The 17,780-nt window shown below is 71.2% G+C and carries 12 protein-coding genes; 9 read left to right on the top strand and 3 right to left on the bottom strand.

Going from position 1 to position 17,780, the window contains the following annotated elements; all coding sequences use genetic code 11:
- Positions 1-3: 3 nt before the first annotated feature.
- From OG589_RS02565 to OG589_RS02585, 5 genes are all read left to right on the top strand, one after another.
- Complete coding sequence (locus OG589_RS02565) at positions 4-2,358, top strand: AAA family ATPase (protein ID WP_405145779.1); 2,355 nt, start codon at positions 4-6, stop codon at positions 2,356-2,358.
- A 160-nt stretch (positions 2,359-2,518) separates the two neighbouring features.
- Entirely contained in the window at positions 2,519-3,502 is a 984-nt protein-coding gene (locus OG589_RS02570) for an ABC transporter permease (RefSeq protein ID WP_405145781.1), read from the top strand.
- 3 nt (positions 3,503-3,505) lie between these two features.
- Positions 3,506-4,414 carry an ABC transporter permease gene (locus OG589_RS02575; protein WP_405145782.1) on the top strand — a complete coding sequence of 303 codons (909 nt, stop codon included), beginning with the start codon at positions 3,506-3,508 and terminating at the stop codon, positions 4,412-4,414.
- Entirely contained in the window at positions 4,411-6,456 is a 2,046-nt protein-coding gene (locus OG589_RS02580; RefSeq protein WP_405145784.1) for a dipeptide ABC transporter ATP-binding protein, read from the top strand. Before OG589_RS02575 ends, OG589_RS02580 begins: the two co-directional genes overlap by 4 nt.
- Before the next feature lie 40 nt (positions 6,457-6,496).
- The gene (locus tag OG589_RS02585; RefSeq protein WP_405145786.1) at positions 6,497-8,302 is read left to right on the top strand and encodes an ABC transporter family substrate-binding protein; all 1,806 of its coding nucleotides are present in this window, start codon (positions 6,497-6,499) and stop codon (positions 8,300-8,302) included.
- 12 nt (positions 8,303-8,314) lie between these two features.
- On the opposite strand, the gene OG589_RS02590 is transcribed toward OG589_RS02585, so the two are convergent.
- Positions 8,315-10,024: a hypothetical protein gene (locus OG589_RS02590; protein ID WP_405151942.1), complete on the bottom strand. Its 1,710-nt coding sequence runs from the start codon at positions 10,022-10,024 to the stop codon at positions 8,315-8,317.
- Positions 10,025-10,236: 212 nt separating this feature from the next.
- Entirely contained in the window at positions 10,237-10,524 is a 288-nt protein-coding gene (locus OG589_RS02595; RefSeq protein WP_405145787.1) for a hypothetical protein, read from the bottom strand.
- 476 nt (positions 10,525-11,000) lie between these two features.
- Between OG589_RS02595 and OG589_RS02600 the strand changes: the two genes are divergently transcribed.
- The 3 genes from OG589_RS02600 to OG589_RS02610 all read left to right on the top strand — a co-directional run bounded on the left by OG589_RS02600 (position 11,001) and on the right by OG589_RS02610 (position 16,163).
- The gene (locus OG589_RS02600; protein ID WP_405145789.1) at positions 11,001-13,100 is read left to right on the top strand and encodes a SpoIIE family protein phosphatase; all 2,100 of its coding nucleotides are present in this window, start codon (positions 11,001-11,003) and stop codon (positions 13,098-13,100) included.
- A 237-nt stretch (positions 13,101-13,337) separates the two neighbouring features.
- Positions 13,338-15,056, top strand: a complete 1,719-nt coding sequence (locus OG589_RS02605) for an RNA polymerase sigma factor (RefSeq protein ID WP_405145791.1) — start codon at positions 13,338-13,340, stop codon at positions 15,054-15,056.
- Between the two features lie 132 nt (positions 15,057-15,188).
- Positions 15,189-16,163, top strand: a complete 975-nt coding sequence (locus OG589_RS02610; RefSeq protein WP_405145793.1) for a hypothetical protein — start codon at positions 15,189-15,191, stop codon at positions 16,161-16,163.
- Here OG589_RS02610 and yaaA read toward each other — a convergent pair.
- Positions 16,150-16,914 carry a peroxide stress protein YaaA gene (gene yaaA, locus OG589_RS02615; RefSeq protein WP_405145794.1) on the bottom strand — a complete coding sequence of 255 codons (765 nt, stop codon included), beginning with the start codon at positions 16,912-16,914 and terminating at the stop codon, positions 16,150-16,152. The two genes, OG589_RS02610 and yaaA, sit on opposite strands and share 14 nt — an antisense overlap.
- Before the next feature lie 85 nt (positions 16,915-16,999).
- Between yaaA and OG589_RS02620 the strand changes: the two genes are divergently transcribed.
- A complete protein-coding gene (locus tag OG589_RS02620; protein WP_405145796.1) occupies positions 17,000-17,725 on the top strand; it encodes a GNAT family N-acetyltransferase in 726 nt (241 codons plus the stop codon).
- Positions 17,726-17,780: the final 55 nt, after the last annotated feature.

Genomic DNA, 17,780 nt, shown 5'->3' on the forward strand with positions numbered 1-17,780 from the left:
AAAATGCGGGACTCCGACAGGGCCCGGCCGGCGGGGCGCGCCGCGGCCCGTGAGGCGTTCGAGCATGTCCGACTACGTTATTTCCAGCTTTCCCGTACCACGAGACGGGTCATGTTCGCGGCCGTCCTCATCGGCGCCCTGATCCTCTCGGTCGTCCTCGGCTGGTCGCCTTTCTCGACGTTCCTCACCACCCTGTTACTCCTTGGCTTCGCCGAGCTGACCCTGCGCTTTCCCCGAGCCGCCGCGACCGTGCTCGTCGTGGTGGCGTGGTCGTGCGTGATGGTCGTCATGGGCGGGTACGTGCAGCCGCATTCCGCGCTGCCCACCCTGTTCATCCTCCTCGGCGTGCTGGTCGGGATCGCCGCCCACCTGATCCGGTGGGTGACGCCATGGGTGACCACGATCGCCGCCCTCGGCGCGGCCGCCATGGTCACCTTCGCCGTGGCCACGTTCTCCGCCGAGGGCGCCCTGTGGGCGGCGTACGGCGTGGCCGCCGCCGTCCTGGTCTACCGCCTCATCCAGGCGGGCCAGGCGCGCAGAAGGCTCGCGGCCTCGCAGGCGCAGGCGTCGTCCGCCCAGGCCAGGCAGCGGGTCAGGGACGGCGGCGGCGAGCGCGACGGCCTGCCCGAGCGCGCCACGCCCCCGCCGATCTCCGTCGAGGAGGCCCTCGGCGAGCTCGAGAGCATGATCGGCCTGGAGCCCGTCAAGGAGCAGGTGCGCTCGATCGCGGCCTCGATCGAGGCGTCCCGGCTGCGCGCGGAGGCCGGCTACTCCACCGAGCAGCCGATGCGCCACTTCGTCTTCGTGGGGCCGCCCGGCACGGGCAAGACCTCCGTCGCGCGCACCGTCGCCAAGATCTTCTACGCGTTCGGCCTGCTGGAGACCCCCTACGTCGTCGAGGCGCAGCGGGCCGACCTGGTCGGCGAGTACCTCGGCGCCACGGCGATCAAGACCAACGCGCTGATCGACCAGGCGCTGGGCGGGGTCCTGTTCGTCGACGAGGCGTACAGCCTGATGAACTCCGGCGAGGGGCAGTCCGACAGGTTCGGCGCGGAGGCCGTGCAGACCCTGCTGAAGCGCGCCGAGGACGACCGCGAGCGGCTCATCGTCATCCTGGCCGGTTACGAGAAGGAGATGGCCACCTTCCTCGGCTCCAACCCCGGCCTGTCGTCGCGTTTCTCCACCCGCGTCAAGTTCCCGACCTACTCGCCGCCCGAGCTGCTGCGCATCACCGAACTCCTGCGGGCGCGGCGGGGCGAGCGGCTGTCGCCGGACGCCCCTCCGGTGCTGCTGGGCCTGTTCGAGGACGTGCACCGCCGCGGGCTCATCGACGAGCTGGGCAACGCGCGGTTCGCCCGCAGCCTGGTCGAGGCGGCGGCGCAGGCCCGCGACGTGCGCGTGGTCGGCGCGGGCGGCTCTCCCAGCCGTGAGGATCTCGTCACCACCACGACCGCTGATCTCACCAAGGCGTTCTACGAGATCACCGCCAGGTTCCGCGGCTACCAGGCCACGCCGAGCCTGGAGGAGGCCCTCGCCGACCTCGACCGCATGGCCGGTCTCGAACCGGTCAAGCGGCAGGTCCGTGCCATCGCGGCGCAGCTCCGCGTCGCGCGGATGCGCCAGGAGCAGGGGCTGCCCGCCCCGCCGCAGATGCGGCACTTCGTGTTCGTCGGGCCGCCCGGCACCGGCAAGACCACGGTGGCCCGGGTGCTCGGCCGCATCTTCGCCGCGCTCGGGCTGCTGTCGCGCCCCGACGTGGTGGAGGCCTCCCGGGCCGACCTCGTCGGCCAGCACCTCGGCGCCACGGCGATCAAGACCAACGAGCTGGTCGACAGGGCGCTCGGCGGCGTGCTGTTCGTCGACGAGGCGTACAGCCTGGTCAACAGCGGCTACCAGGGAGGGGACGCCTTCGGCGTCGAGGCCGTGCAGACCCTGCTGAAGCGCGCCGAGGACGACCGCGACCGTCTCGTCATCATCCTCGCCGGGTACGCCTCCGAGATGGAGCGGTTCCTGGCCACCAACCCCGGCCTGGCCAGCAGGTTCAACCAGCGCGTGACGTTCCCGTCTTACAGTCCCGCCGAGCTCACCGAGATCGCGGGGCTGCTGGCCGAGCACTCGGGCGACCGCTTCGACGAGTCCGCGAGGCGCGACCTCGCCGACGTGTTCTCGTGGGTCTGCGCCGAGGGCCTGATCGACGAGCTGGGCAACGGCCGCTTCGCCCGCTCGCTGTTCGAGCGGGCCGCGCTGGGGCGCGACGTACGGCTCGCCGGGCGCGGCGGCACCGCGAGCGCCGAGGACCTCACGACGATCACCAGCGACGACGTGCGCACGGCCGTGGACGAGCTCGCCGACCGCTGAGCCGGTGCACCTGGAGCCGCCGGAGGCCGACACCTGGCCCGGTTGACCACATTCCTGTCACCGGATGGTTACAGGATGTAGCAGGATGGGCACGGAGGGTCGCGAGCCGCCCCTCACGACGGTCATCCGGCAACACGTGGCAATCGGCGGAAGGGGGGCGATGGCAGGGTTCCTGCTCCGCCGGTTGGTCAACTACGCGGTGTTGATCGCCGTCGCCACGAGCCTCGCGTACATGCTGGCGGCCACCGCGCTCAACCCCAGGTCCAACTACGAGGGCCGCACTCCCCGCCCGCCCGCCGCGGTGGTCGACGCCCAGCTCTCGCAGTACAACCTCAACGACCGCACCCCGCTGTTCGAGCGCTACCTCAGGTGGGCGGGCGGGGTGGCGCGCGGCGACTTCGGCCGCACCTGGAACGGCGACATGGTCAACGCCGAGCTCCGGCGGCGTCTCGGCGTCACGCTGCGGCTGATCCTGCTCGGGCTGGTGCTCGGCAGCGTGGCGGGGGTCCTCATCGGGGCCTGCGCGGCGGTCGGGCAGTACGGCTGGTTCGACCGGCTGTCCACCGTGGCCGCCTTCCTCGTGCTCGCGATCCCGACCGTCGTGCTGGCCAACATGCTGATCATCGGCGCGGTCTGGCTCAACGACCATCTCGGCACGCAGATCTTCCTGGTCAGCGGCGAGGCGAGCCCGGGCCTCGAAGGCGGCGCGGGCGCGGCGCTGCTCGACCGCGTCAAGCACCTCGCCCTGCCCACGCTCTCGCTGGCGATCGGGCAGGTCGCCGTCTACAGCCGCTACCAGCGCAACATGATGCTCGACGTGCTCGAAGCCGACTTCGTCCGCACGGCCATGGCCAAGGGCCTGCGCCGGCGCACGGCGCTGGTCAAGCACGCGCTGAGAACCGCGCTCATCCCGGCGGTCACCTACTTCGCGTTCACCTTCGGCTCGCTGCTGGTCGGCGCGACGATCACCGAGTCGGTCTTCGGCTGGCACGGCATGGGGGAGGAGCTCGTCGCCTCCATCCGCACCAACGACGTCAACACGGTCGCGGCGATCAGCTGCTTCGCCGCGCTGGCCGTGCTGCTCGCGTCGCTGGCCTCCGACGTGCTGCACGCCTACCTCGACCCGAGGGTGCGGGTGGGCTAGGTGATGACGCTTCCGGAGGAGGAGTTCGCCGAGGTCGAGGCGGGGGCCGAGCGCGTGCGCGTCCCGTCGAGGACCCGCGTGGTGGCCGCGCGCTTCTTCCGGAGCAGGCAGGGGCGGCTGGGCTTCGGCCTGCTGGCGTCCCTGTTCCTGCTCGCCTTCCTCGGCCCGCTGTTCTACCGCTGGTCCTACACCGACATGGACTTCTCGGCGTTCATGCAGCCGCCCTCGCCCGGCCACTGGTTCGGAACGCTCCAGACCGGGTCGGACGTCTTCGCCGTGACGCTGCGCGGGGCGCAGAAGTCGCTGATCGTCGGCCTGCTCGTGGCGGTGCTGTCCACGGCGGTCGCCGCGACGGCGGGCTCGTTCGCCGGATACTTCCTCGGCTGGACCGACCGCACGCTCATGTGGGTCGCCGACCTGCTCCTCGTCCTCCCGGCGTTCCTGATCCTCGCGATCATGTCTCCGCTGTTCACCGGGGGGCGCTGGCTGCTGTTCGTGATCATGCTGGCGCTGTTCCTGTGGATGGTGACCTCGAAGATCGTCCGGGGTATGACCAAGGCGATCAAGGAACGGGAGTACATCATGGCGGCGCGGTTCATGGGGGTGCCGTCGTCGAAGATCATCTTCCGGCACGTCATCCCGAACCTCGCGTCCCTGCTCATCGTGGACGCCACGCTGAACGTCAGCGCCGCCATCCTCACCGAGACGAGCCTGTCGTACTTCGGGTTCGGCATCCAGCCGCCCGACGTGTCGCTCGGCAGCCTGATCGCCGACGGCTCGAGGACCGCCATGTACGCCCCGTGGTCGTTCTGGTTCGCCGCCGGCGGCCTGGTGATCATGATCCTGGCGGTCAACCTGATCGGCGACTCCCTGCGCGACGCGTTCGACCCCGGCGCCAGGAGGCCGAGGTGAACGGCCCGGTCCTTGAGGTGCGCGACCTGGAGGTGCGCTTCGGCGACGTCCCGGCCGTGCGCGAGGTCAGCTACTCGGTCGAGGCGGGCGAGGTGCTCGGCATAGTGGGCGAGTCGGGCGCCGGCAAGTCGGTCACCTCCCTGGCGGTGATGGGCCTGCTGCCCCGGCACGCCAAGGTGACCGGCTCGGTGCTCCTGCACGGCCACGAGTTGCTGGGCGCCCCCGAGCGGGACCTCGCCGCCCTCCGCGGCAAGACCATGTCGATGGTCTTCCAGGACCCGCTCTCGGCGATGACACCGGTCTACCGCGTGGGAGACCAGATCGCCGAGGCCGTGCGCGTCCACCAGAGGGTGGGCCGCGAGCGGGCGGCCGAGCGGGCCGTCGAGCTGCTCGACCTGGTGGGCATCCCGCACCCGCGGCAGCGGGCCAGGGCCTTCCCGCACGAGTTCTCCGGGGGCATGCGGCAGCGCGCGATGATCGCCATGGCCATCGCCAACGACCCCGACGTGATCATCTGCGACGAGCCGACCACCGCGCTCGACGTCACCATTCAGGCCCAGGTCCTGGAGGTGCTCAAGACCGCCCAGCGCGAGACCGGCGCGGCCATCGTGCTGATCACCCACGACCTCGGGGTGGTGGCGGGCTTCGCCGACCGCGTGCTCGTCATGTACGCGGGGCGCGAGGTGGAGGTCGGCACGGTCCGCGACGTGTACTACCGCTCGCGCATGCCGTACACCATCGGCCTGCTGGCCTCGGTGCCCCGCGTCGACACGGGCAAGGAGACGCCGCTCGTGCCGATCGACGGCAATCCTCCCTCACCTGCCGATCTGCCGCCCGGCTGCCCGTTCGAGCCTCGATGCCCGATGGCCATCCCCGAGTGCGCGATCGCCGAGCCGCCGCTGAGGGAGGTGGCCCCCGGCCACCGGGCGGCCTGCATACGCGCGGAGGAGATCGGCGCGCCTGCCCCTCCTTCCGCCGCTCCGCCCCGTGCCGGCCAGGCCGCCGCCCCGCCCTCCTCGGTACGAGCGCCGCGCGAGCGGCGCCCCGTGGCGCTCCAGGTCGACGACCTGGCGAGGCACTACCCCCTGATGAAGGGCGCGGTCTTCAGGCGCCGGGTCGGCACGGTCCACGCGGTCGACGGCATCGGCTTCGACATCCGCGAGGGCGAGACGCTCGGCCTGGTGGGGGAGTCCGGCTGCGGCAAGACGACGGCGCTCATGGAGATCCTGGAGCTCGCCAGGCCAGAGCGGGGCCGCGTGGTCGTGTTCGGGCGTGACACCGCCGAGCTGACTCCCCGCGACCGCATGGCCGTCCGGCGGCACCTGCAGGTGGTCTTCCAGGACCCTCTCGCCTCGCTGGACCCCCGGATGACCGTCCACGACCTCGTGGGCGAGCCCCTGGCCGCCCATGGGTACAGGGACACCGGCGCGAGGGTGCGCCGGCTGCTCAGGCTCGTCGGCATGGAGCCCGCGGACGCCTCCCGCTACCCGCAGGACTTCTCCGGCGGCCAGCGCCAGCGCGTCGCGATCGCCCGGGCGCTGGCCCTTGAGCCTCGGCTGATCGTGCTCGACGAGCCGGTGTCCTCGCTCGACGTGTCCATCCAGGCCGGGGTGATCAACCTCCTCGAGGACCTCGCGCGCCGTCTCGGCCTCTCCTATCTCTTCGTGGCCCACGACCTGTCGGTGGTGCGGCACATCGCCGACCGCGTGGCCGTGATGTACCTCGGCAGGATCGCCGAGATCGGCCGGGTGGGCGAGGTGTACGGCGCGCCGATGCATCCGTACACCCAGGCACTGCTGTCCGCCGTCCCGATCCCCGATCCCGACAAGGAGCGCGAGCGCCGCCGCATCCTGCTCGACGGGGACCTCCCCAGCCCCGCGAACCCCCCCTCGGGCTGCCGGTTCCGCACCCGGTGCCCCAAGTTCAAGGTCCTCACGGACGAGCGCAGGGTGCGCTGCGTCGAGGAGGAGCCCGAGGTCCGCCCCTTAGGTGACGACCACGGGGCCTCCTGCCACTACGCGGAGAGGCTCGACGTCGTCTAGTGGGCGACGCCGGACATAAACCTATATATAGGGAGGAAACGTGACTGCAGTCCGGAGGGGACGGCCGGGCGCGGGGGAGCCGCGCGGGAGCGCCGGCGTGCCCTCGCCGTCGGGTGTCCCGATCAGAGCGCGCACGCCCGGCCGCAGGGGCCCGCTCGCGGCCGTCGCCCTGGTCGTCGCCCTGTCTCTCACGCTCACGGCCTGTGGCGGTGGCCAGGGCGGCGAGGGCGGTACGACCACGGGGAAGGTCTCGCCGGCGATCAAGGCCTTCGACATCAACCAGCTGCCCCGCGACCGGGTCAAGCAGGGGGGCGTCCTCCACTGGGGGCTCACCGAGTTCCCCACGCAGTGGAACCTCAACCACGTGGACGGCAACCTCGCCGAGGTCAAGAAGGTCATCGACGCCCTGATGCCCGCCGCGTTCCGCTCCGACGAGAAGGCCAACCCGGTCCCGAACACCAACTACGTCACCGACGCCCGGGTGACGGCGACCAACCCCCGCCAGGTCGTGACGTACACGCTGAACCGCAGGGCCCGCTGGTCGGACGGCAAACCGATCACCTGGCAGGACTACGAGGCCCAGTGGAAGGCCCTGAACGGCGGGAACCCCGACTTCCACGTCGCCGCCACCACCGGCTACCAGGATATCGCGAGCGTGGCGCGCGGCCGGGACGACTACGAGGTGCTGGTGACCTTCCAGAGCCCGTTCTCCGAGTGGCAGTCGCTGTTCTGGCCGCTCTACCCGAAGTCGACCAACGCGACGCCGGACGCCTTCAACACGAGCTGGCTGAACCGCATCCCCGTCACCGCGGGTCCGTTCAAGTTCGCCTCCTTCGACCAGACGGCCAAGACGACGACGCTCGTCCGCGACGACGCCTGGTGGGGCGACAGGGCCAAGCTCGACAAGATCATCTACCGTTCGCTGGACACCGAGGCACTGGTCGGGGCGTTCACCAACGGCGAGCTGGACGTCTTCGACGTCGGGCCCTCCGCGCCCGACTACGCCAGGGCCAAAAGCGCCAAGGGCGCGGTCATCAGGCAGGCCGCGGGCCCGGACTTCCGGCACTTCACGTTCAACGGCGAGAGCCCCGCGCTCTCCGACGTCAGGGTCCGCCAGGCGATCGTCCTCGGCCTGAACCGCGACGCGATCACGCGCTCCGACCTGCAGGGCCTCAACTGGAACAGCGCGCTGCTCAACAACCACTTCTTCATGAACACCCAGGCGGGTTACCAGGACAACGCGGGCGCGCTCGGGAGGTACGACCCGGCCAAGGCCGAGAAGCTGCTCGACGCCGCGGGCTGGCACCGGGCGAGCCCCACCCGCCAGAAGGCCGGCAAGGTGCTCACCCTCCGCTTCGTGATCCCCGCCGGGCTGCAGCTCAGCAAGTCGGAGGGCGAGCTGGCGCAGGCCATGCTGGAGCGCATCGGCGTCAAGGTCACGATCCAGTCCGTCCCGAACGACGACTTCTTCTCCAAGTACGTCATCCCCGGCAACTTCGACATCGCGCCGTTCTCCTACATCGGCACGCCGTTCCCGGTCTCCAGCAGCTACGGCACGTACGCCAACGGGGTCAAGGCGTCGGACGGCAAGGTCCAGTGGAACGCCAACTTCGGCAGGTCGGGCAGCCCCGAGATCGACGCGGCGATGAAGAGGGCGTCGTCCGACCTCAACGCGGAACAGGCGAGGAACGACGCCAACGAGGCCGACAAGCTGATCTGGCAGAAGGTCAACGTGCTCCCGCTCTACCAGCGGCCGCAGAACTGGGGGGTGAAGTCCACGCTCGCCAACATCGGGGCCCCCGGGTTCTACACCCTGAAATACGCCGACATCGGCTTCACGGGCTAGCGGGGCGCCAGATCACTGGGCGGGGGGCTCGTCGGGGATGTCGGCGATGTCGTCCAGCGCGGCGGCCAGCTCGTCGGGGTGGTCGCCGATGCGCTCCGCGATCTCCATGAGCACGTGCAGCACGTCGTGCCGGTCGTGCCCGAGGTCGAGCAGGCGCTGGGCCGCCTCCCACATCTGCTCGGGATCGCCGTCCCACAGCCGCTTGGCGATCTCCTCGTGCCAGGCGAGGTGCTCGGCGTAGTCGGGACGGCCGCGCTCGTCCGCGTGGTCGATCTCCACCAGGATGCGGCGGCCGGCGTCCTCGGCCGGATGGAGGGCCGAGAGGTCGATGTCGCCGTGCGTGCCCTCCAGGAACGGGAACGCGAACGCCCGCCTCGCGAGGGCCGACAGGTCGCCGTCCGGCAGCAGGCGCTCGACGAGGGACCGGTCCAGGCCGAAGGTCGTCGGATCGCGGTAGGCCTCGGTGAAGCGGCCCGTGGCCTCCCAGACGGCGTCCAGCGTCGCCCTGAGACCCTCGTCGGGCAGCCCGGTCTTCGGGGCGGCGAACCTGACCCACGACAGCAGCACGTGGGGCATGGCCTCCTGCTCGGCGGGGTCGAGGAGGACCTTGCGCGGCAGCCAGTCGAGCAGGAACGTCTCGCACTTGGTGGGGCTGACCCGCAACGGGCGGTTGAAGTCCTGGTCGCAGCCGTAGTCGATGATGTGGTCGGCGCATCGGGAAGCGGCCGAGGGGTCGGAGAGGTGCTCGGCCGCGTCGGAGGCCAGGAACTCCGCCGCGAGCATCGCGCGGCGGTCGCGGCTGTAGGGCGCCTCGCTGAAGAGCGGGGCGGGGCGCTTGCGACCCGGGGGCAGCGCCTTGATGCGGGCCCTGGCGAAGGCGTGGTAGGCGCTGTAGCTGTCGCTGACGAGCTTGGGCGACTTGCGGCCCAGCGACCCGGTGGTGGCCTTCATCGCGAACTCCAGGAGCGCCCTGGCCTGCTGCGGCTCGATCTCCTCGAAGCGCAGCATGGGATTGCCCGCGGCCTCCATGCCGGCCTTCTCGAGCAGGCTGTCGACCTGGGAGGAGACCCACGCGTCGCGGGCCATGCCCCGCATGTTGTAGTCGACGATCACCACCAGGGCGTGGGAGTCCTCGCTGTGGGCCTCGGGGGCCCGCCCGGCCGCCTCGCTCGTGGAAGTGCCGCGGCCCGCCGCCTCGTGCCCGCTCGCGGGGTCGTTGGCCTCGGCGTCGCGATCGTGCCCGTTCGCGCCGGAACGGTGGCCGGGGCCCGCCGCCCCGCCCTGGCCGGCGGGCGCGGGCCGGCCCATGCCGATCTTGCCCTGGGCGGACTGGTTGGGAAAGCCCCGGTAGGCGAAGGTGCACACCACGGTGTCCTGGTCGCCGTAGGCGTCCCTGGACACGTAGCAGCCCCGGGGTTTGACCGCTCCAACCCGCTCGGCCCAGCGCGGCCTCGCCACGTCGGACTCCATCAGGGCCAGCGCGGCGCCCTCGGCCTTGGCGGCCTGACGCGCGGTGCCGAGATAGGCCACGGCGATCAGCAGCGTCAGGGCGGCGGGCGTGCCGGCCTTGGCGGCGTAGTCGACCAGGCCCTCGCCGAGGAACTCCTCGACGTCGCCCCGGCGCAGGCGGCGGCCCCACCACGCGCCGAGCATGTCGGACACCATCAGCTCGGCGTCGAGCGGTGTGCGGACGGCGAGCAGCTCGCGGGCCGCCAGAAGCATCTCCGCGAACACGTCGTCCGGCGGCTGGGTGCCCCGGGGGTCTCGTCGTCGTCGGCGGCTCACGCCCCTTACCTTCTCGCATTCCAGGCCCAAACGGTGCACGGAACGCCGCCTGGTGACCCCGCTGTTACCCGGAAGGCCCGACTGTTACCGACCTGGGCCTGCGAGTGTCACCGGCAGGGGGCATGTGTGTTACCCATGGCCGGGCCCGGTCATCCGGGAGGGCTCACGAGGGGGGCCGAGCTGACGAGCGCGAGCAGGTGCTCTCGGGCGATGCGCTCCACGACGGGGGCGGTGACGTCGACTCCGAGGTGGGCGGCGCACGCCCACACGTCCTCCACGCATCGTTCCACGATCTCGATGGGCACGGTGAGGAACTCGTCGGAAAGGCGCGCGCTGACGAGCTCACGCGGTCCGGCCGCGCCCGATTGGGCCGCGTGCGGTCCGGATACTCGCGGTTCGGTGGTTCCCCAGGTGAAACGCGTTGCTAGAGCAGGCATGGGCGGTTTCGCATCCTCCCGGTGAGCCGGGGGAGATCCATCCCCCGGACCAGTGCGCTGAGGGGGCGTGCGTACTCATTCCATCTTGTATCGCGGAGGTGTCAACCCCTAAGGGTTAAGGGCACATCCGGCACCACACGGCCTCTCCTGTGGGAAGCTGTTCCCCAGCGCGTCCGGTTGCCGGACACGCCGTGCCCCAGGGCACGACGCGTTACCGTGCGGGTCCGAGGTGGCGGAAGGTGAAGGCTTGGCCGAGGTGGCGGAGACCGGGCAGACCAAGGGGCGAGTGCCGAGAAAGTCGGCCGATCTTGCTGCACACCGCGGCGCGTTTTTGACAGGATGCGTTGACCGCATCGCGGCCGGGGCTTCCGTCCGTGCGTGCCCATCGCCGATGATGTAGTGCAGTTCGCGCTACCAATCACAGTTATGGAGATGTGCCTCGTGGGAGACCCTGGCACGCGACGGAGGTGCCGACCATGAGCGCCGAAACCTCCGTGCCCCGTCCCCGGGAGTCGGGTGTGGACATCTCAGACCCCGCCCTGTTCCAGGGCCTGCTCGCTGAGGCGCCGTTCGCCTTCGCGTTCTTCGACACGGCCGGCAGGTTCCAGCGGGTCAACCAGAGCTTCGCCGACGTCAGCGGGCTCGCCGCCGACGAGCACGCCGGTCACGCGGCGTCCGAGATCCTCGCCGCCGACCTCTCGGCCGTGATCGACGCGGCGCTGCACAGGGTCGTCGAGGAGCACCGCGCGGTCGCCAACGGCGACCAGCGCTACCGCACCATGTCCGCCACCGGCGAGCTGCGGCACTGGACCCTGTCGTTCTATCCCATCCACGGTGACAAGGGCGCGCTGGCCGGGGTCGCCCTGTTCGGCGTCGACGTCACCGAGCGCCAGCTCACCGAGGAGGAGCTGCGCCGCAGCGAGGAGCGCTACCGCTCGCTGGTGGAGTCGCAGCAGCAGCTCGTGTGGATCACCTCGCCCACCGGCGCCGTGATCGAGGACGCCCCGCAGTGGCGCGCCATCACCGGCCAGAGCCTCGAAGAATACCTCGCCTACGGCTGGCTGGAGGCCGTCCACCCCGATGACCGCCCGGCCGCCGACGAGGCCTGGCGCGATGCCCTGCGCGGGCGCACCCTGTTCGAGTGGAGCTATCGCGTCCGCACCCGGGCAAGCGGTTACCGGCACTTCGAGGTGAGGGCCGTCCCGATCATCCGGCACGGCCGGGTCATCGAGTGGGTGGGCGCCAACAGCGACGTCACGCCGCAGCGCGAGGCCGAGGAGATGCGCGGCCGCCTGACCGACCAGCTCGGCGCCGCCGCCCTGCGCACGGCACGCCTCCAGGGCGCCACCGCCCAGCTCGCGGAGGCCCTCACGGTGGAGCAGGTCGTCCAGGTCATCATCGACGTCGGCCGCACCGCCCTGGCCGCCGACAGGTCGTCCGTCGCCCTCCTCGACACCGATCGGGCGGCGCTGAAGCTGATCAACAGCGGCGGCCTTCCCGATGTTCCCGGGGCGTCCGGCGACGAGGTCCCGCTCTCGCAGACGAGCCTGATGACCATGGCCGTCAACAGCCGCAGGCCCGTGTTCGCCGAGTCTCCCGACAGCCTCCGAGCCCAGCTGGTGGAGGCCGGCGGCGACGAGGCGGTGGTCTCGGGCTTCCTGGCCCACAGCGACGAGCGGGCGTGGGTCGGCCTCCCGCTGCTGGCCGCCGGGCGGGCGCTCGGCGCGCTCCGGTTCGCCTTCACCCGGCCGCAGAAGATCTCGCAGGAGGACGGCGTCTTCCTGGAGGCCCTGGCAGGGCAGTGCGCGCTCGCCGTGGAGCGGGCCACGCTGTTCGAGCGCGAGCACCGCACCGCCGAGACGCTGCAGCGCAGCCTCCTGCCCGACCGCCTGCCGGTGATCCCCGGCCTGGTGCTGGCCCAGCGCTTCCGCTCGGGCAGCAGGCACGTCCAGGTCGGCGGCGACTGGTACGACGCGTTCGTCCTGCAGGACGCCCGGGTGGCGGCCGTCGTGGGCGACGTCATGGGCAAGGGCGTCAAGGCCGCCGCGGGCATGGGCCGCATCCGCAACGCCATGCGCGCCCTGGCCCTCACCAACCCGCCGCCCGCGGCCGTGCTCACCGGCCTCGACAGGGTCTTCGACGCCACCGAGGAGGAAGAGCAGGTCACGACACTGGCGTACATGGTCGTCGAGCCCGGCACCGGCGAGGGCACCCTCGCGCTGGCCGGTCACCCGCCGCCCCTGCTGGTGTCTCCGCAGGGCACGGCGGTGCTGTCCGAGGGCGAGCCCGGCACCCCGCTCGGCTGGCCCACCATCCGCAAGCAGTTCCGGTTCTGCGTCCCGCCGGGTCACACCGCGGTGCTCTATTCGGACGGGCTCGTGGAGAACCGCAAGCGGGGGCTCGACGCCGGACTCGCAGAACTATGTTCTGTGGTCGGCGAAGCGCCCCCTGAAGTCCTAGGAAATCCGCATATGTTGCTTGACTTCCTGGTGGATCGGATGCTGGCGGGGTATGAGCAGGACGATGACGTCACGGTGCTCGCCGTTCATGTGCCGGCCGCCACAAAGAGTGACTGAATGAAACAGTCATAAGGGTTGCTTTCGGGTATCGGTGACCCGCTTCCGTACGCACTACTGTTCCGGTCGGCCTAGGGTGGAGGGCAACCGCTGTGAGGCGGCCGTAAGGACGGCGGGGTCATGCCAGAATGCTGGGCAGGTACGTCGCGGTCCGCACGGCCCTCCACCGAAAAGAAGCAAGCGCCCCTAGCGGGCACCTGGGTCCATTCTCACCATGCGTTCGTTCGAGAGGTGTTCGTGTCGCCTGCAAGTTCGACTCGCTCGAAGCCATCTGAGCTGAACGAGCCCGTCATTCAGCGGCTCATCGAGCGTGGGCGCTCGCAGGGTTTCCTCGAGTCTGAGGATGTCCGCAAGGCCTTCGAGGAGGCGGACATCCCGATGTCGCACGCCGCTGGGTTCCTTCGGAACCTCAGCAAGGAGGGTGTGACCGTCGTGGTGACCGCCGCGGACTCGGCGGCGCCCAAGAAATCTCGTGGCCCGGCCAAGCGTCGCACCGCCGCCCCCGTGAAGAAGACCAAGACCGCCACCGCGGCGGCCAAGGAGCAGCCCGATACCGTCACGGCCGTGGTGAGCGGTGCCGGGGGCGAGGCCGCGGCGCCGGCTGACAAGCCGGTCGCCAAGAAGCCGGTGGCCAAGAAGGCCGCGCCGGCGAAGAAGGCCGCACCAGCCCCTGACGCTCCCGCCAAGGTCGCAACCCCTGCCGCCCTCGCCAAGAAGGCCAAGCCGGAGGTCGCCGTGCCCGCGTCGCCATCGCCCAAGATCGAAACAAAGCCCAAGGTCTCCTCCGAGGACGACGAGGACCTCGACATCGAGGGTGACCTCGAGCTCGAGGACTTCGACATCGACGTGGAGGTCGAGGCCGTGGCCGACACCGACACAGAGGTCGAGGCCGAGGCCGAGCCGGAGGTCGAGATCGAGGCGGAAGCCGAGGTCGAGGTCGAGGCCGAGCCCAAGCCCGGCGTCGAGGTCCAGAGCGACGACGAGGTCCTGATCCTCTCCGATGACGACGACGACGCCCCCGTGGCGCAGGTCGCCGCCGCCGGAGCCACCGCCGACCCGGTGAAGGACTACCTCAAGCAGATCGGCAAGGTCCCGCTGCTCAACGCCGAGCAGGAGGTCGAGCTGGCCAAGCGCATCGAGGCCGGCCTCTTCGCCGAGGAGCAGCTCGCGAACGACGGCGAGAGGCTTCCCGTCGACGTCCGCGCCGAGCTCGAGTGGATCGCCGAGGACGGCCGCCGCGCCAAGAACCACCTGCTGGAGGCCAACCTCCGCCTGGTGGTCTCGCTGGCCAAGCGCTACACCGGCCGCGGCATGCTCTTCCTGGACCTGATCCAGGAGGGCAACCTGGGCCTGATCCGCGCGGTCGAGAAGTTCGACTACACCAAGGGTTACAAGTTCTCCACCTACGCCACGTGGTGGATCCGCCAGGCGATCACCCGCGCCATGGCCGACCAGGCGCGGACCATCCGCATCCCCGTCCACATGGTCGAAGTGATCAACAAACTGGCCCGGGTCCAGCGGCAGATGCTGCAGGATCTCGGTCGCGAGCCGACTCCCGAGGAGCTGGCGCGCGAGCTCGACATGACCCCTGAGAAGGTCGTCGAGGTCCAGAAGTACGGCCGCGAGCCGATCTCCCTGCACACCCCCCTCGGCGAGGAGGGCGACAGCGAGTTCGGTGACCTGATCGAGGACTCCGAGGCCATCGTCCCGGCCGACGCGGTCAGCTTCACCCTGCTCCAGGAGCAGCTCCACTCCGTGCTCGACACGCTGTCGGAGCGCGAGGCGGGCGTGGTCTCCATGCGGTTCGGCCTCACCGACGGCCAGCCGAAGACCCTCGACGAGATCGGCAAGGTCTACGGGGTGACGCGCGAGCGCATCCGGCAGATCGAGTCCAAGACCATGTCGAAGCTCCGCCACCCGTCGCGCTCGCAGGTTCTGCGCGACTATCTCGACTGACGACCGATCGGCTCCCGCCCGGGCAGGGCGGGAGCCGTTCCGCGTCATCGGTGCTTTGCGGACGCCGCCGTTAACCCAGCCGTAACGTCGCGGTAGCGGCACAAGTCTTGACGGCTTCTAGGCTCACCGCCCATGGGTGTGATCGAAGTGGATCGGGCGCGTGCTCGGGGGCCACGACTGATCGCAAGCCGTCCATGGGCCGACACCGTGCTCGACGACGCGGTGAACGCTCTGGGACGTGGATATCTCGAACCCGCCATTCCCGCGCTCGTCGCGACCCGGGGCGACCCCGAGGTTCGCGCGTTGCGGGTCGAGGCGCTGGCCAAGGCTGCCGTGGGCCTCGCGGGAGGCATCGAGGCCCTTCTGTCGCGAGATCGGGTCAACCCCGATCTGTGGCTGTGGCTCGGCCGCACCCGCGTCGAGGAGGCCTGGGAGATCAAGCCCGACGTACGGGCGCGGGCCGTGCAGGCCGACCGGATGCGCGTCTTCCACCAGGCGATGGAGGCGGCGCGGGGGCCGCTGCTGGCGGCCGCCCAGCTGATGCCGGCCGATCCGGCGCCCTGGGTCTCCCTTCTCTGGCTGGCGCTCGGCTTGGAGCGGCCTAGGGAGGAGAAGGACTCCATCTGGTCGGAGGCGTCGCGCCGCCACCGCACGCTGTTCGCCGCCAATGCCGCCCGGCTGGTCACCCTGTCCCCCGGATGGGGCGGCACGAGCCAGGAGATGTTCGACTTCGCCCGGGCCGCGGGCCGGCAGGCTCCCGACGGTGATCCACTGGCGGCGCTGCTGCCCCTCGCCTACTTCGAGCACGTCGCCAACGAGCGGTCGGGGCGGTCACGCGCCTGGGTCTCGTACGAGGTGCAGCGGGAGATCACCTCGGCGGCGGGCCGGTGGCACGAGACCCGGGGCGGGAGGGCGCATCCGAGGGCCGTGGAGGCGCACAACGCCTTCGGCGCGGCCTTCTACCTGGCCGACATGCGGCGGCCGGCCCGAGGGCACCTCACGCGCACGGGCGGCAGGTTCAGCGTGCTGCCCTGGTCGCACCTGGGCGACCCGGCGAAGGAGTTCCACAAGGCGTGTTCACGCCTGAATGTGATCACGAACGGATAACGACGTCCAGGGCCCAGGGCCTGCCCTTCGGGGGCGGGGGGCCGAGCTCGGTGACGTGGCCGAGCCCTGCCAGGAGCTCGGCCAGCTCCTGGGGGCTTCGCGGGTCGGCGCCGCACTCCACCAGCGACCGCGCGACGGCGCCGCGCGTGGCCTTGGCCATGTGGCTCACCACCGAGCGGGCGCCGGCGGTCTCCCTCAGCACCCGCACCGTCGTGGCGCGCGACCCCGGCTGCCAGGCCTGGGCGTACGTCGACGACCGCAGGTCGACCACCATCCCCGCCTCCGCGTCGAGTGCCTCCGACAGGGAGGAACGCCAGTGGGCCGCGAGGCCGCCCAGCGGCGGCAGCCGCACGCCCATGGACAGGCGGTAGGGCGGGACACGGTCGGAGAGCCGCAGCGCGCCCCACAGCCCCGAGAACACGATCACCGAGCGCTGCGCGCGGCGACGCGCCCTCGCGTCCAGGGTGGCGAGCCCGAGGTTGTCGTAGAGCACGCCGGTGTAGAGCCGTGAAGCGGGAAGGGTGGGGGCCGTGCGCAGCCGCAGGTTCCTGTCGAGCTCGCCGGCCTGACCTGGGGACAGGCCCAGCACCTCCAGCGCCTCCTCCCGCGGCCCCTGGACCAGGGCGGTGAGAGCGTCGAGGGCCTTCTCGCGCGCGGAGGTCAGGGCGGGGAAGCTCAGGGAGCCGAGATCCAGGGCGGCCCCCCTACTGCGGGTGGCCTTGCCCTCGGACGGAGGCAGGAGGATCAGCACGGAGTCCGATCCTAGTCTCCCGCAGGTCAACGGGGTCTCGGCGCCCGGCTGTCCCGGGGCGGGGCCGATCGGCTAGTCTGCGCCGATGAGCGGGGACAGCCTTGATCTTGACGACCTCGTGCACCGGGCCTGGCCGGCGCCCTACCAGGAAGAGCTGGACGGCTGGGTCCTGCGTCACGCCGACGGGGTGACCAAGCGCGCCAACTCGGTGCTTCCCTGGGCCACGCCGGACGATCTGGACAGGGCGGTCGACGCCGCCGAGAAGTTCTACGCCGAGCGGGGGCTGCCGTGCGTCTTCTCCATGGGCCCCCGCGCTGCGCCCGGTCTGGACGAGCTGCTGGCCGGGCGGGGATATCGCGCGGTCGACGAGACGGTCTGCATGGTCGCCTCCACGGCCGGGGAGCCCGCCGCTCATGATGTGGAGATCCTCGGCCGTCCCTCCGAGGCGTGGCTCACCGCCTGGTGGGCGGTGGACGGGCGGTTCGGGCAGGACGGACTGGCCGCCGCGGGGCGGATCGTCCGAGGGGTGCCCGCGAGCTACGCCGCCGTCGGCCGCGACGGCGGGCCGGTCGCCGTCGGGCGCTCCGTGCTCCAGGGCGGCACGCTGGGGATCTACTGCATGGCCACGCAGCCCCACGCGCGGCGCCAGGGGCTGGGCCGAAGCGTGCTGCGGGCCCTGCTGGCCCACGGCCGGGCGCGAGGCGCCTCGAAGGCCTACCTCGTCGTGGTGGCGTCCAACCTCGCGGCCAGGGCCATGTACGCCTCGGAGGGCTTCACGCCGGCGGGTGGCTACCACTACCGCGTCCGGTGAACCCCAAGGGGGCGGCGCATGGCCCGTGCCGTGGGAGGGCCGGTCTGGCCGGAAG

Origin of the sequence: Sphaerisporangium sp. NBC_01403 (genome assembly GCF_045040145.1) — a bacterium.
GTDB classification, from domain to species: domain Bacteria; phylum Actinomycetota; class Actinomycetes; order Streptosporangiales; family Streptosporangiaceae; genus Sphaerisporangium; species Sphaerisporangium viridialbum.

What these genes read in the sequence shown, in the direction of transcription:
- OG589_RS02565 (WP_405145779.1), top strand. Translation starts at nt 4, where the DNA reads ATGCGGGACTCCGACAGGGCCCGGCCGGCGGGGCGCGCCGCGGCCCGT.
- OG589_RS02570 (WP_405145781.1), top strand. Translation starts at nt 2,519, where the DNA reads ATGGCAGGGTTCCTGCTCCGCCGGTTGGTCAACTACGCGGTGTTGATC.
- OG589_RS02575 (WP_405145782.1), top strand. Translation starts at nt 3,506, where the DNA reads ATGACGCTTCCGGAGGAGGAGTTCGCCGAGGTCGAGGCGGGGGCCGAG.
- OG589_RS02590 (WP_405151942.1), bottom strand. Translation starts at nt 10,024, where the DNA reads ATGCTTCTGGCGGCCCGCGAGCTGCTCGCCGTCCGCACACCGCTCGAC.
- OG589_RS02595 (WP_405145787.1), bottom strand. Translation starts at nt 10,524, where the DNA reads ATGCCTGCTCTAGCAACGCGTTTCACCTGGGGAACCACCGAACCGCGA.
- OG589_RS02600 (WP_405145789.1), top strand. Translation starts at nt 11,001, where the DNA reads ATGAGCGCCGAAACCTCCGTGCCCCGTCCCCGGGAGTCGGGTGTGGAC.
- OG589_RS02610 (WP_405145793.1), top strand. Translation starts at nt 15,189, where the DNA reads ATGGGTGTGATCGAAGTGGATCGGGCGCGTGCTCGGGGGCCACGACTG.
- OG589_RS02620 (WP_405145796.1), top strand. Translation starts at nt 17,000, where the DNA reads ATGAGCGGGGACAGCCTTGATCTTGACGACCTCGTGCACCGGGCCTGG.